Here is a 13,440-nt window from a genome sequence, read left to right as displayed (position 1 = left end):
TTCAAATCTTTCTTAAAGTACAAACTGAACGAACAAGGAAAGCATTTGATCAAGATTGATAAATGGTACCCATCTACACAAACTTGTTCGCATTGTGGAAATACAAAGCCGATGCCTATGAATATTCGGACATACACTTGTTCGTGCGGGGTGAATCTCGATAGAGATTACAATTCGGCTCTCAACATCAAAAAAGAAGGAATTCGGCTATTAGCACTGCTCTGATGAATATAAACTCTTGGAACAAGAGGGTTAGCTTGGTCTATTTCGTCAGCTAACAAAAGTGGCGATTACCCAAGAAGCCCCCACTTCAAGCGACCCGTAAGGGTGGTAAGTGGAGGGTAGTTCACGAAAATCATTTAATGCTACGGACCTGCACATTTATTTAATACTTTGCCTTTTAAGGTCGAGCTCGAATCCTAGAATTTCTGACTAGTATAAAAGAAGGATATTTTGCCAAGAATGGTTTAAAAACGACAGGAGTTTTATTATGGGAAAGGATCAGACTTTTCCACCTCACCTGAGTAAAGGTAATTACAGTCACCTGAGCGTTTCAGGAGATGTGGATAAAGACGTCAATCAGGTCGCAAAAAGTCTCGGATATCCCCCAGACCTGGTCTCAAAAGTGTACACATTTAAACATAATGCTTTTGCCGTTTGTTATATAGATGGAATGATCAGCAGCGACGAGCTGGAGCTAACGGTTATTCTCCCGCTTATGGACTGGTTCAAAGAACATCGATCTTCATGGGACTTTGAAAAAAAAGATTTCCAACAGCATATCCAACTTCCTAAAAAATTCAGTAAGACGTCCAATTTTTCTCAAATCCTGGATCATTTACTGCGTGGAAATGTGATTTTGTTTGTTAAAAAAGGAAAAGAAGCCTTCATAACGGCTGATCAGCGATGGGAAACGAGAGCCATCGAAGAGCCGAACTCCCAGACCGTCATCAGAGGTCCAAGAGAGGGTTTTGTTGAGACACTCTCTATCAATACAACTTTAATTCGTAGGAGAATTTCGAATCCTGCGCTCAGATTCAAACAATTTCTTGTCGGTGAAATCACCCAAACAACGGTTATTGTGACCTATATAGAAGGGCTTGTTAATGAAGCAGCTCTGGAATTGGCAATAGAACGATTGACTAATGCGAAGCCAAGAGAAGTTTTTGAAACGGGAATGCTTGAGGAATTGCTTGAGAAAAAAGGTTACTCTCCCATACCTACACTTTCAAATACCGAACGTCCTGATGTGGTCTGTGCCGCTCTTGTGGAAGGAAAACTCGCCATTATGATGGAAGGAACCCCATTTGCCCTCATTGGCCCCGTTACATTTATTTCGTACTTCCAGACTGCTGAAGATTATTATAACCGTTTTGATTTGGGCACTTTTATTAGGCTGATTCGTTTCATAGCGTTTTGGATTGCTTTTGCATTACCTGCCACTTATGTGGCGTTGACTACCTTTCACCAGGAATTAATACCGACGAATTTGTTGATCAGCCTGACAGCTCAGCGGGAGGGCATCCCCTTTCCAGCGTTGGTCGAAGCCTTAGTCATGGAGACTGTCTTTGAAATTCTCCGTGAAGCTGGAGTAAGAATGCCTCGTCCCATAGGACCAGCTGTTTCCATTGTCGGAGCGATTGTTATTGGTGAGGCTGCTGTATCCGCGGGGCTCGTTTCGCCAGCTATTGTCATTGTTGTATCTCTGACAGCTATTGCAAGCTTTGCAAGCCCTTATTACTCTATGGCCGGGTCCGCCCGAATGCTTCGGTTTGTACTTATGTTGTTCGCAGCAACGTCAGGCATTTATGGCATGCTTATCTTCACACTGGCTTTATGCATCCATCTGGTATCGCTGGAGTCATTGGGGCAGCCCTACATGGCTCCTTTCGCCCCTTTTCAAGTTCAAAAACATAAAGATACTTTTTTCCGTCTCCCTCTCTGGTGGACGAGTCGTAAAAAAAGGAAGAGTCAGGGGGCTTGAATGCTATGAGAATTATTCATTTCTGTATGGTAGCCGTCTTCATTCTTCTCAGTGGATGCAGCGCTCAAAACGAGCTGGATGAGCTTCTTATCCTTTCAGGGATTGGGATCGATGAAGGTGAAGATGGTAGAGTTAAAGTTATTCTTAAAGCAACCAACCCACAAGCTAATACAAGCGGCCAAGAAACCGGGGGCAGCAACCAAGCCCCCAGTTATACATTTGTAGGTGAAGGTGAAGATGTCATTGGGGCCTTTTCCAATGTGAATGAGCTGCTGGGCCGTAAACCTTTTTTTGCTCATATAGCAGCGCTCGTTGTTGGAGAGGAATACGCAAGAAACCACGGGATCAAAGAATTGATTGATTACATGGAAAGGCAGTACCAAATCAGGGACAGTTACCTTTTATTCATATCTAAAGGTGAAAAAGCAGAAAACATAATGAACCTGTTTACCCCTATTGAAAACTCATCCGTGTTTACTATGGAGCAGATGGTCGCTATACCTGAAGGCGCTAAAGGTATGAAGGATGGCATCAAGCTTGAAGACTTTATTAAATGGACCTATGGGGACAATCGTGACCCTGTAGCTCTTGGAGTAGAAAAGGTGGATAAGGAAGTACAATCGACGAACGCCGAAATTTTAAACAATATCGAAGGAAATAAAAATGCAGTGAGGTTGACTGGTTTAGCAGCCTTTCAAAACAACCGACTCCAAGATTGGCTAACTCCAAAAGATACGCTGGGATACGCACTGATCGCCAGTCATTCAGGGAAGACACTCCCCTACTCCATATCTTGTAATGAAGGCGAAGGGACCATTGGGTTCCGTTTAAAAGAGATGAAAAAGGATTTTAAACCTAAGCTTGAGGATGGAAATTTGACTTACGTTATAAATTTAAAGGCCCAAGTCGTTCTTGAAGGATTCACCTGTCCCTTGAAACTATCTACGAATCAAGGTGTTGAGGAGCTCCAGCAGCTCGTAAATAACAACCTTGAAAAAGATTTGACCTCCTCCTTAGAGAAGGCCCAGGAGTTACAGCTGGATTACTTTGGCATCCGCAATCAGCTTTTCAGAAATGAAACGAAGCAATGGGAAAAGGTGAAGAACGAGTGGGATGAATTATATGAGAATATGGAAATACAGGCTCATGTGAAAACCTATTTGGAATCACCTGGAGCGAGAGTTGATAATAATGAAAAAACACAATAAAAAAACGTGGAGAGAAACAGGGTTTATTATCGGTGCATGGCTGTTTTCCATGTACTACACCATTGGTTACTTACTAGACCGTCCTTTTTTCCCTGTGACTCATTGGTTGAAGGCCCTATATAAACCTATTTATTCAGCTTTATTCGGAGGTCCATCATGAACATAGAACTGACAAAATACCAGCTGTTTACAGTAACGACAAACTTCGTCCTCTTCAGCTCCATTTTAATGGCCCCGGCTCTTACAGTCGTAGCAGCTAAACAGGATGGATGGATCAGCATGCTATTCGCGTTCATCATTGGACTTCTTTTGAATCTCGTTTATGTTCTAATCTTAAAAAAGCACCAATACCCTTCACTATTCAGTCTTATCGACCGGGCAGCAGGCAAATGGATCGGCACTGTATTGAATATTGTTGTTATGTTTTATGCCTTGCATCTTGCCGCAATGGTTATAAGAAACTTAAGCAATTTCATGGTTTCCAGTGTATTTCCGAATGCTCACCCATGGATTTATCAAATTCTAGTGATTTCAATCGTCACTTTTACGGCCCTTTATGGAGTAAGAAACTTATTTCTTCTAAGTGAATTGTTATCTCCGCTGCTTTTTCTCATCGTAGGCGTGTCTTTAATCTTAATCATTAAAGATTTCCACTTTATAGAAATAAAACCGGTTTTCTACGAGTCTTTCCGAACCATTTTCGAAGGAGCCTATGGAACACTTGGCTTTCCCTTTATTGAAGCTCTAATATTAGGGAATTTCTTTCACTATGTACAACAAAAGAAACAATTGATGTTCGCTTATTTATCAGGGATATCTTTAGGAGGGATAACCCTAACCATCGCCGTCTTGCTTATCATCGGAAACGAAGGCGCTTATATAGTAGCCAGGGAGACTTACCCTACGTATTCAACTCTCAGAGATCTAGAGTTTACAACTATCTTTGAAAGAATTGAAATCTTAATCGCGCTTGCCTGGATCACAGGTCTGTTCTTCAAAATCACCGTCTGTTTCCTAGTGGTGGTGATGGGCTTTAAACACCTGTCCAATTCGAAGAGCTATAGACCCTTCATCATTCCTATTGCCATTTTAACCTGGGCAATGAGTAACCATCTTCACAAGACAGTCATGGATTTTACCAATTTTGTTACGACGAGCTGGACGTTGTATTGGTTCACTCTATATAGTGTACTAATCATTGTTTTCCTAATTGGATTTTTGAGGAAGAAAAAGCAATCAGGACTAGATCAGCTATAATGGTGGGATCTATATAAAAGATCTCCCCTCTCCCCGTCGATACAATTAAATACTTAAGAGGAGGAATAAACTTCCACCTCAGGTCATCCATAATATGGATAACTATTTCAACGCTCCTCTATGGGGATGTTCGCAGGTTTAACTGTAGCGGCTGCAGCGGGTATTTTCCTTGTATTAAGAAGACAACTTCATATAAATAAGGAATAATCCTCTTTATATTAACAGGATTTTCATCTAGCAAACCCATAAAAAAATCCCCTTCACCTGGCTTAGGTGAAGGGGATTTTTCAAACGTATAAAGAGGAAAAGCTGAAATTGGACAGCCCGTTTAAAGCCTGTAAAGCTACCCTCTATATTTAATCGTCAATCCCTGGAGGAAATTCCGCGCATACTGATCACCGAACTGACGGTAATTCTTATGGCCTTCTTTTCTCAGCAACGCACTGACTTCCCCTTTCGTGATCTTCACATTTACTTCATCCAGAATATCGATGATATCCTCGGCCGTTAATTTCAACGCTATTTTCACTTTTTTCAGCATGACGTTATTGACACTGGATTGATTCTTTATCGAACGGTCAGGTTTATTCGGCTGCCCCGGTTTAGGTTCCTGGGGTCCACGTTTAAACGTAATCAGACCATTCAAAAAGGACTCAAGCATACTGTTCGTACATTTGATGTAATCCTCATTTTCCTCTTCCTCATCAATATCCTCTGATTTAGTAAGAACCTTACGCACTTCTTCTGTGGTAAGATCCTCGCCTCCCAGCCTAAAGATCTCTGCCATATCCTGATCTTTAATATCAAGCGCATATCTTAACCTAATGACGATATCGTTATTATCCATGTAAAAAACCTCCAAATCCTATCTCTGCATTGTACCTAAGGTAATTAAGAACTGCTGAGCGATCTTAAAAAATGATTTTATCACAAAAGCGGAATATGTGCTTGTTCCTGCTTAAGTAGTGTTTTCTGTCCGATCGATGTCTTTGTATCTATCGATTCCTGCTAGAGATCCAGCTTCTCATTAACCGTTTCATTATACTTCTTCAATAATAGACCGAACCTCTCTTTATCTTCTTCCGACCAGTCCTCTAATATACCAGAAAGACGATCATACCGTCGCTGCTTATTTTCTTCAAGCTCCAGGGACCCTATGGACGTAATTTGATAATAATACGACCGGCGATCGTCTGGATTAGGGATTTTCTCTACATATTTCTTATCAACAAGCACGGAAGCCTGTCTGCTCACGGTGGAAATATCCAGATGTAAATCCTGAGCCAGTGTTTTCACCCCAGCCGGTCCATAAGTAGCCAGTTGACGCAGCAGAATATAGGCAGAACGATCCAGGTTGTTGAACTGCTTCTCGGTCAAAATAATTCTCCGAATGAAATCCGTTACCTGACGCTCGATTAAATCCAAATGCTGATCACTCATTCCTTACACCTCAAATTCAATAGCTTCTTTTTCGATGATACCACCAAATCTTCTCATTGACACTATTTCCAATATAGTTGTATTATACAACTATATAATTGTATAATACAACTATATTTAGAAGGGTGCGGCCCTTCTTCAATCACTTTTCATAGCAAAGGAGTTTTCTTTATGGCTACCCAAAGAAAACCTGTGCCCAGCGTTACCATCGCTGAAGAGCCAGGTATTTTAAGACAGCCCCGATCAGTATGGGCTGTATTTTTCGCTTGTATCATCGCATTCATGGGGCTCGGTCTTGTCGATCCGATTTTACCTGCTATCGCTAAACAGCTTGATGCTTCTCCAAGTGAAGTCACACTTCTCTTTACCAGCTACAATGCGGTCATGGCCGTGGCCATGCTTGTGACTGGAGTCATTACCTCAAGAATCGGCATGAAACGGACACTATTATCCGGTATTGTCATTATTGCTGTATTCTCCGCTTTAGGTGGACTCTCAAGCGGCATTTGGGAACTGGTTGCGCTGCGCGGAGGCTGGGGACTGGGGAATGCCCTTTTTGTGGCCACAGCCCTGACCGCTATTGTAACGCTGTCTAACAGCGGCAATGCTAAAGCGATCATTCTTTATGAAGCAGCTATTGGTTTAGGCATATCCGTGGGCCCGCTGATCGGCGGCTGGCTTGGAGCGATTTCCTGGAGAGGTCCCTTTCTCGGGGTCGCTACTCTGATGGTTATTGCCTTTATCGGACTGACGACTCTGATGCCCAAATCCCGGAGCGTTCAGCCAGTGAAGAAAAAAAGTTCACTGCTCGATCCATTTCGGGCTTTGAAGCACCGTTCGCTGCTCGTCCTTGGCATTACAGCGGCGTTGTATAACTTCGGTTTCTTCACGCTGCTTGCTTATTCCCCTTTTGTCTTAGGGCTTGGGGAACACGGGCTCGGCTTTGTATTTCTGGGATGGGGTGTGCTGCTTGCGATCACATCTGTGTTTATGGCGCCGAAGCTTCAGCGGCTGTTCGGCACGGTCGGCTCGATGTGTCTGATGCTCTTATTATTCGCTTTAGTCTTACTGGCGATGGGAATTTGGACTTCTACGCAGTGGGTCGTTATCGCTTCTGTCATCGTTGCCGGGGCGCTGCTCGGGAATAACAATACGCTCATTACAACCGCCGTCATGAATGCAAGCCCGGTGGAGCGTTCCACCGCTTCGGCGGCCTATAGTTTCCTCCGCTTTTTAGGAGGAGCTCTTGCTCCGTTTCTAGCAGGTCAGCTGGCTGAGCATTTTAATTCCAGCGTTCCTTTTTACGTGGGCGCTGTTTGTGTGTTCGTATCCGTTATTTATGTGTGGATGAATCAAGCCCACATCCGGCACGTCGATCAGGCAGAAGCTCATTAAACTTGTCTCCAGTCGTTTCACCAAGTTAAAGATTTACGATGTTCTTTGCACTTCTGCACCAATAACAAAAGCACCTGTCTTCTCATTTTAGAGTCGGTAAGTGCTTTCTGTATTAAAATGATAAAAGTCATCAACATAAAGAAGCCACTATGCCCGTCAGTCGGGTATAGTGGCTTCTTTAAAGTTATGAATTTAGCACCAGCCTAAATCGCAGTCCCTAGCATAGCCTTTTTCTTGTTCCGATTTATTCTTATCACTCTTTGGAGGTAAAGAATGAATGGTCGTTCTATTTTGGATAGGATTATTATTCTTTTTAGTAATCTTGGATAAGATCCACTCGATCATAGGAACACCTCTTTACGAACGAATTATCTTCTTTTTTGAGAAGATTCATTCAATGTAACATCTATGTATCTGGATATCTACATAAGTGCTTCAATGTAACCTGGCTTACCATAAGGAAGATGCCAGCCTGCCCCGCTTCCCCATTGGAAGCAGATCGGTGAACTGGCCCTGGAACCCTTATTTGGGAATAAAACAGTTGATGTCCTTTTCAATCATGATAGTTTTTTAAACAACTGGTACATATTTTCATCCATATTACTTCTATGAGAAGGAACCTCAGATAAGTCATAACTCACAAGTTCATTGTGAAGGATTCCAACCATTTTACTTGTTTCGTTATTCAACAGTGATTCGATTGCAAATGCTCCCAGCTGGCTGGCTAAAATCCGATCTATTCCTGTCGGGGCGCCACCGCGCTGAGTATCACCTAAAACGATTAAACGTGACTCAACTCCTGCCTGCTCTTTCAATTGCCGTTTGAAATCCGCGCTATTTATACTTCCTTCCGCAATCACAATAATGCTGTATCTTTTCTCTTCTCCATCCTTGATATGTTGAATAATATCATCTGCATTCTCTTTCCAGCCTGGAATTAATATGTTCTCAGCCCCGCCGGCCAGTCCAGCATAATACGCTATTTTTCCAGCGTCATCGCCCGCTACTTCAACAATAGAGGTTTTCTCATGGGACGATGCGGTATCCCGGATTCGATCTATGTAATGGATAATGTTGTTGAGAGCTGTATGGAAACCTACCGTGTAGTCCACTCCTGGAATATTACTTTCAATGGTGGCAGGTATAACCATAGACGAGAAACCGTGCTTATGGAAGGCCCGAGCAGTTTTCAAAGCCTCTTTGCCCCCAATGATAATAAGCGCTTCTATATTTTCATTTTTCAAGTTCCCTAATGCTCTCTGCAGACCTTCCTCTGTATAAATTTCTTCACTTATAGAAGACTGCAGAATGGTCCCTCCCCGTTGCATGATAGAGCTGACCGACTTTTCATCCATTTCCTGGAATAGTCCATGAATCACACCATACGATCCATGCTTAACTCCCACCATCTCCACGCCATGATAGGTCCCTGCTCTTACGACTGCACGGATGGCAGCATTCATGCCTGGAGCATCTTCTCCACTCGTTAATACACCTATTCTATTCATTCTTTTTCCCCTCCTTGATTATTTATCGCTCTAGCTATCTTTTATTAATAGTTTTTCTGACCAATTTGGTTTTCTTCTAACCTCAAGGAGTCGAATTCCAGAAAAGACATATGGCTGCCAGAGTTTACTAGCCCCTTGTTCTGGGGTTATGAATACACTATACCCAAAACTACACCAAATCTATTAATAATTGGATTTTTTTATTGATAATGTCATTTAAACACATTTCGCTTTTATTATGAACTACAAACCTGACCAGTTTGTAGTTCAGAAATACATACGTATTGAGCACTTCGTCTATGTTCAGTAGCAGAGCATCTGAATAGATACCAGCAAAGAATTATTAAGGATCTTGTAATTCATCTTGACTTAACCACTATGTAAAAAAATTTTTTAAACAATAAGACAGCTTTCTGTTGTCACCAACCCCAAACAATGATAATATTCTATTCATCAAATAGTGTGTCACATTTACAAAAAAACAATAAATAGTATGACATATTAATCAATGAATACTCGCATAACAGGTAAGTGATAAGAAACAATACTTACCCGCCGTCATTCGGCTGATTCTTTTACTGGAAGAAAGGAGAGGGATAGTGACGAATAAAGAAACAGTCTTTGTCGTGTCAGATTCGATCGGGGAAACAGCTGAACTAATGGTAAAAGCTGTCGCAAGCCAATTTTTTGGAAAAGAAGTCGAAATTAAGCACTTTTCTTATGTCGAAGACTACCAGGATATTAATAATGTCATTACGAATTCGAAGTATAGCCCTTCCATCATCGCTTACACCATTGCCATTCAGGATTTAAAGCAATACCTTGACCAGAGAGCAGAAGATGAAGGAATTTTAGCAGTCGATTTAATGTATCCTCTGATGAATGCGTTCACTCAAACCTTCCATATGCAGCCCAATCAACAACCCGGGCAAATGAGAAAGTTGGATGAGAACTATTTTAAAAGAGTGGAAGCCATTGAGTTTGCTGTGAAATATGATGACGGGCAGGAAGTACGCGGATTAAAACAAGCAGACATCGTCCTTATTGGCGTGTCCCGCACATCCAAGACCCCGCTTTCTATGTATCTAGCCAATAAACAATTTAAGGTAGCGAATGTACCTCTCATCCCAGAGCTCCCACCTCCTCAAGAACTTTTTACGATTCCAAGAAAAAAGTGTGTGGGACTAATCATCTCACCTGAAAAGTTAAATGACATCCGAACAGAACGATTAAAAAGTCTGGGTTTAACAAACTCAGCAAACTATGCCTCATTAGAACGAATCTTTGAAGAACTGGAGTGTGCGCAAAACATCATGAAAAAAATCGGCTGTCCAGTCATTGATGTGTCTAATAAAGCCATAGAAGAGACAGCTGACGTCATCTTAGCCATGTTTAATAAAAGGGGGAGCTTTGCATAATGAATAACCAATTTGTATTCCTATTTGATCAACCTGAAAAAGGCAAGAAAGAACTCCTGGGAGGAAAAGGCGCTAATTTAGCGGAAATGACCCGAATTGGTTTGCCCGTTCCTTACGGCTTTACCATTACCACCGCAGCTTGTAATGCCTATTACGAGGCTGGACAGGTCATCTCGCCGGAAGTCGAATCCCAAGTATTAGAAGCCCTTCACACCCTTGAAGCTAAAACAGATAAGCGTTTAGGCGATCCAGCCAATCCGCTGCTTGTTTCTGTACGCTCAGGTGCCGTCCATTCCATGCCGGGAATGATGGACACCGTTTTGAACCTTGGCATGAATGACGACACGGTTGAAGGTATGGCAGAACTTACAAACAACCCTCGATTTGCTTATGACTCCTATCGCAGGTTTATTCAAATGTTCAGTAATGTAGTCCTGAATGTAGATAACTACTTTTTCGAACAACGGTTAGAAGATATCCGCGAAGAAAAAGGATACCATTCCGATACCGAGCTGACCGCTGAAGACTGGAAAAAGGTGATTGCAGCATTCAAATCGATTGTACTTCAGCACGTAAAACGAAGCTTTCCTGAGAATCCAAAAGAACAACTTTTCCTTACCATTAATGCCGTGTTTGATTCATGGAATAATCAGCGGGCTGCTTTATATCGACGCCTTCACGATATTCCCGGACACCTTGGTACGGCCGTCAATATCCAAAGCATGGTGTTTGGAAACATGGGAGATGATTCCGGTACAGGAGTTGCTTTTACCCGTAACCCATCCACCGGTGAGGCGAAGCTTTATGGAGAATACTTAATCAATGCTCAAGGAGAAGACGTAGTCGCAGGGATCCGTACACCTCAGCCGATTGCCAGCCTCAAAGACGAAATGCCAGATCTCTATCACCAATTAGTTGAAACGTGCGACCTTTTAGAAAACCATTATAAGGATATGCAGGATATTGAATTTACCGTTGAGCACGGCAAACTGTTTATCCTCCAAACACGGACAGGAAAACGAACCGCCCAGGCAGCCATTCGAATCGCAGTTGAAATGGTAAACGAAAAGATTATGGATCAACGGGATGCCCTATTGCGTGTGGATCCTGATCAACTGGATCAGCTGCTCCACCACCGAATTGACCCTGAACATAAAAGGGAACAACTGGCTACCGGCTTACCCGCTTCCCCTGGAGCCGCCACCGGTCAGGTGGTCTTTGATGCGGATGAAGCAGAAGAACTAGCCAGGGATGGAAAGAAGGTTATCCTTGTCCGACCTGAGACGACACCTGACGATATCCACGGAATTGTGGCTGCCCAGGCTACCGTTACGAGCCGCGGCGGAATGACGAGCCACGCCGCTGTTGTAGCTAGAGGGATGGGGAAAGCCTGTATATGCGGCTGCGACTCGATAAAGATTCACTTAGAGTCCAAACAATTTATCACAGGATCTACCACGGTGAATCACGGAGACACGATTACAATTGATGGTTCGACAGGAGAAATCTTTCTCGGCGAAATTCCAATGATCGAACCAGAACTTTCAGATGAATTCCAGATCCTGCTTCGCTGGGCGGATGAAGAAGCAAAAATGGGCGTCCGGGCAAACGCTGATAATCCAGTCGATGCTGAGAAAGCCCTGGAATTTGGAGCAGGAGGCATTGGACTTTGCCGTACAGAGCATATGTTTATGGATGCCTCACGTATCCCTACAGTTCAACGTATGATTCTCTCTGAAACCACCGCTGAACGTAAGGAAGCTCTCGATCAACTCCTGCCTATGCAGCAGCAGGATTTTGAACAAATTTTTGAAACGATGCAAGGACATCCGATTACCGTTCGCTTATTAGATCCACCCCTCCACGAGTTTTTGCCCGACAAAGAAGAACTGCTCGTTGAGGTGACTAAGCTGCAACTGACTGATCCTCATTCATCCGATTTGATCGAAAAGCAAAACCTCTTACGGAAAGTACGGTTATTAGAAGAATCGAATCCAATGTTAGGTCATCGGGGCTGCCGCTTAGGTATGATGCATCCTGAAATTTACGAAATGCAAGTCATGGCCATTTTTAACGCAATGGCCAACGTGATGGACAAAGGAATAAATGTTACAACCGAAATCATGATTCCTTTGGTCAGCCATGTGAATGAACTTAAGAAAATGCGTCAACTGGTGATGGCGATTGGTGAGCGGCTCCAGGGTGAAACAGGAAAGACATTCGACTACCTGATTGGCACCATGATTGAAACACCGCGCGCAGCCCTAACCGCCGATCAAATTGCCGAAGAGGCAGACTTCTTCTCTTTTGGAACCAACGATTTAACTCAAACCACCTTTGGATTCAGTCGAGACGATGCAGAAGGCAAGTTTCTCCAACATTATGTAGATCGTGATGTGCTAAAAAGAAATCCATTTGTTTCATTAGATCAGGATGGTGTAGGCAAACTTGTGGAAACTGGTGTGAAACTGGGACGTCAAACAAAGTCGACCCTGAAAACAGGGATTTGTGGTGAGCATGGTGGTGAAAAAGAATCGATCCAGTTCTGCTTTGATTTAGGCATGGATTATGTAAGCTGCTCCCCTTTCCGTGTTCCTTCTGCACGACTGTCAGCAGCCCAGGCCACTATACGCCATGAGCAAATGAGTTCTAAAAAAGTAGCTCAGTACAGTTAAACAAGAAAAAAGTGTCTTCTTGCATCACAAAATACACATGGAATAAACAGTAAATGGATAAGGAACTCTAAACGCCTTCAGTGTTGGCGTTCAGGGTTCCTTTCTTTTTGAATCTGTTAAAGTTTATTGTAGATTTTTAATAAGAAGCTTATTACACAATAGGGCCGGTTAGTTGAAGACTCAGTTTCGAGATATTGTGTGGAGAAAGGGGCTCCAGGGAACGGCTCGCTTTCCGCGGGCATGTGGTGAGCTTCCTCAGGCTTCACCTTCCGGGATCTCACCGATCATGTTCATCCCGCAGGAGTCTTCGCCGTTCCCTTCCGCCCCTTTGCGATCATGGAGCGCTCGAAATTCTCTGCATAAACGCGTTCCAATGAACCAGGGTCATCTCTGATCCATAGTGGTTTTTACTACGTGTGTTTACGTGTAGGAACCCTGTTATATAAGCATTTGAGGCAGATGCAGCATGGTTCCTTTCTGCTATAGCAGGGTCCGTTCGCAGCATTATAGTTGGGGTGGTGGGGAAATGGCGAGACTCCCATGGGAGAAGGGACT

At 43.1% G+C, this 13,440-nt stretch carries 13 protein-coding genes; 8 read left to right on the top strand and 5 right to left on the bottom strand.

Going from position 1 to position 13,440, the window contains the following annotated elements:
- The 5 genes from BMZ06_RS19615 to BMZ06_RS19600 form a co-directional block, all read left to right on the top strand.
- A partial coding sequence (locus tag BMZ06_RS19615; protein WP_139205867.1) for a zinc ribbon domain-containing protein occupies positions 1 to 225 on the top strand: 225 nt, incomplete at its 5' end.
- Between the two features lie 265 nt (positions 226 to 490).
- Positions 491 to 1,984: a spore germination protein gene (locus BMZ06_RS19610; protein WP_089754820.1), complete on the top strand. Its 1,494-nt coding sequence runs from the start codon at positions 491 to 493 to the stop codon at positions 1,982 to 1,984.
- A gap of 5 nt (positions 1,985 to 1,989) precedes the next feature.
- Entirely contained in the window at positions 1,990 to 3,192 is a 1,203-nt protein-coding gene (locus BMZ06_RS19605) for a Ger(x)C family spore germination protein (RefSeq protein WP_089754818.1), read from the top strand.
- Positions 3,176 to 3,352, top strand: a complete 177-nt coding sequence (locus tag BMZ06_RS20900) for a hypothetical protein (RefSeq protein ID WP_175477940.1) — start codon at positions 3,176 to 3,178, stop codon at positions 3,350 to 3,352. The genes BMZ06_RS19605 and BMZ06_RS20900 overlap by 17 nt, the downstream gene beginning before the upstream one ends.
- Positions 3,349 to 4,449 (top strand): GerAB/ArcD/ProY family transporter, encoded by a 1,101-nt coding sequence (locus tag BMZ06_RS19600; RefSeq protein WP_089754816.1) that lies wholly within the window; start codon positions 3,349 to 3,351, stop codon positions 4,447 to 4,449. Before BMZ06_RS20900 ends, BMZ06_RS19600 begins: the two co-directional genes overlap by 4 nt.
- 343 nt (positions 4,450 to 4,792) lie before the next feature.
- Here the strand turns inward: BMZ06_RS19600 and BMZ06_RS19595 are convergent, their stop codons facing one another.
- On the bottom strand, positions 4,793 to 5,296 hold the full coding sequence (locus BMZ06_RS19595) for a YehS family protein (protein WP_089754814.1): 504 nt from the start codon (positions 5,294 to 5,296) through the stop codon (positions 4,793 to 4,795).
- A gap of 161 nt (positions 5,297 to 5,457) precedes the next feature.
- Positions 5,458 to 5,889 carry a MarR family winged helix-turn-helix transcriptional regulator gene (locus tag BMZ06_RS19590; protein ID WP_089754812.1) on the bottom strand — a complete coding sequence of 144 codons (432 nt, stop codon included), beginning with the start codon at positions 5,887 to 5,889 and terminating at the stop codon, positions 5,458 to 5,460.
- A gap of 171 nt (positions 5,890 to 6,060) precedes the next feature.
- Here BMZ06_RS19590 and BMZ06_RS19585 point away from each other — a divergent pair, with 171 nt between their 5' ends.
- On the top strand, positions 6,061 to 7,284 hold the full coding sequence (locus BMZ06_RS19585; protein WP_089754810.1) for an MFS transporter: 1,224 nt from the start codon (positions 6,061 to 6,063) through the stop codon (positions 7,282 to 7,284).
- 192 nt (positions 7,285 to 7,476) lie between these two features.
- Here BMZ06_RS19585 and BMZ06_RS20895 read toward each other — a convergent pair whose 3' ends face one another.
- Together BMZ06_RS20895 and BMZ06_RS19580 are read right to left on the bottom strand one after the other, a co-directional pair.
- Positions 7,477 to 7,629, bottom strand: coding sequence for a hypothetical protein (locus BMZ06_RS20895; protein WP_175477939.1), 153 nt, complete (start codon positions 7,627 to 7,629; stop codon positions 7,477 to 7,479).
- Positions 7,630 to 7,841: 212 nt separating this feature from the next.
- The gene (locus BMZ06_RS19580) at positions 7,842 to 8,792 is read right to left on the bottom strand and encodes an ATP-dependent 6-phosphofructokinase (RefSeq protein WP_089754809.1); all 951 of its coding nucleotides are present in this window, start codon (positions 8,790 to 8,792) and stop codon (positions 7,842 to 7,844) included.
- A gap of 599 nt (positions 8,793 to 9,391) precedes the next feature.
- On the opposite strand from BMZ06_RS19580, the gene BMZ06_RS19575 reads away from it, so the two are divergent.
- Together BMZ06_RS19575 and ppdK are read left to right on the top strand one after the other, a co-directional pair.
- Complete coding sequence (locus BMZ06_RS19575; RefSeq protein WP_089754807.1) at positions 9,392 to 10,210, top strand: pyruvate, water dikinase regulatory protein; 819 nt, start codon at positions 9,392 to 9,394, stop codon at positions 10,208 to 10,210.
- A complete protein-coding gene (ppdK, locus tag BMZ06_RS19570; protein ID WP_089754805.1) occupies positions 10,210 to 12,885 on the top strand; it encodes a pyruvate, phosphate dikinase in 2,676 nt (891 codons plus the stop codon). Before BMZ06_RS19575 ends, ppdK begins: the two co-directional genes overlap by 1 nt.
- A 334-nt stretch (positions 12,886 to 13,219) precedes the next feature.
- Here ppdK and BMZ06_RS20985 read toward each other — a convergent pair.
- Positions 13,220 to 13,440 (bottom strand): hypothetical protein (locus BMZ06_RS20985; RefSeq protein ID WP_217646831.1); only part of this gene is annotated, 221 nt, incomplete at its 5' end.

The sequence above is a fragment of the Halobacillus alkaliphilus genome (assembly GCF_900113125.1).
Lineage (GTDB): Bacteria > Bacillota > Bacilli > Bacillales > Halobacillaceae > Halobacillus > Halobacillus alkaliphilus.
The sequence above is the reverse complement of the archived record's forward strand: the minus strand, read 5'-3'. Positions and strand labels throughout refer to the sequence as shown.

Bases quoted from the DNA above. Each gene is read 5' to 3' on its own strand.
- BMZ06_RS19585 (WP_089754810.1), top strand. From the start codon at position 6,061: ATGGCTACCCAAAGAAAACCTGTGCCCAGCGTTACCATCGCTGAAGAG.
- BMZ06_RS19595 (WP_089754814.1), bottom strand. From the start codon at position 5,296: ATGGATAATAACGATATCGTCATTAGGTTAAGATATGCGCTTGATATT.
- BMZ06_RS19600 (WP_089754816.1), top strand. From the start codon at position 3,349: ATGAACATAGAACTGACAAAATACCAGCTGTTTACAGTAACGACAAAC.
- BMZ06_RS20900 (WP_175477940.1), top strand. From the start codon at position 3,176: ATGAAAAAACACAATAAAAAAACGTGGAGAGAAACAGGGTTTATTATC.
- ppdK (WP_089754805.1), top strand. From the start codon at position 10,210: ATGAATAACCAATTTGTATTCCTATTTGATCAACCTGAAAAAGGCAAG.
- BMZ06_RS19580 (WP_089754809.1), bottom strand. From the start codon at position 8,792: ATGAATAGAATAGGTGTATTAACGAGTGGAGAAGATGCTCCAGGCATG.
- BMZ06_RS19590 (WP_089754812.1), bottom strand. From the start codon at position 5,889: ATGAGTGATCAGCATTTGGATTTAATCGAGCGTCAGGTAACGGATTTC.
- BMZ06_RS20895 (WP_175477939.1), bottom strand. From the start codon at position 7,629: ATGATCGAGTGGATCTTATCCAAGATTACTAAAAAGAATAATAATCCT.
- BMZ06_RS19610 (WP_089754820.1), top strand. From the start codon at position 491: ATGGGAAAGGATCAGACTTTTCCACCTCACCTGAGTAAAGGTAATTAC.
- BMZ06_RS19605 (WP_089754818.1), top strand. From the start codon at position 1,990: ATGAGAATTATTCATTTCTGTATGGTAGCCGTCTTCATTCTTCTCAGT.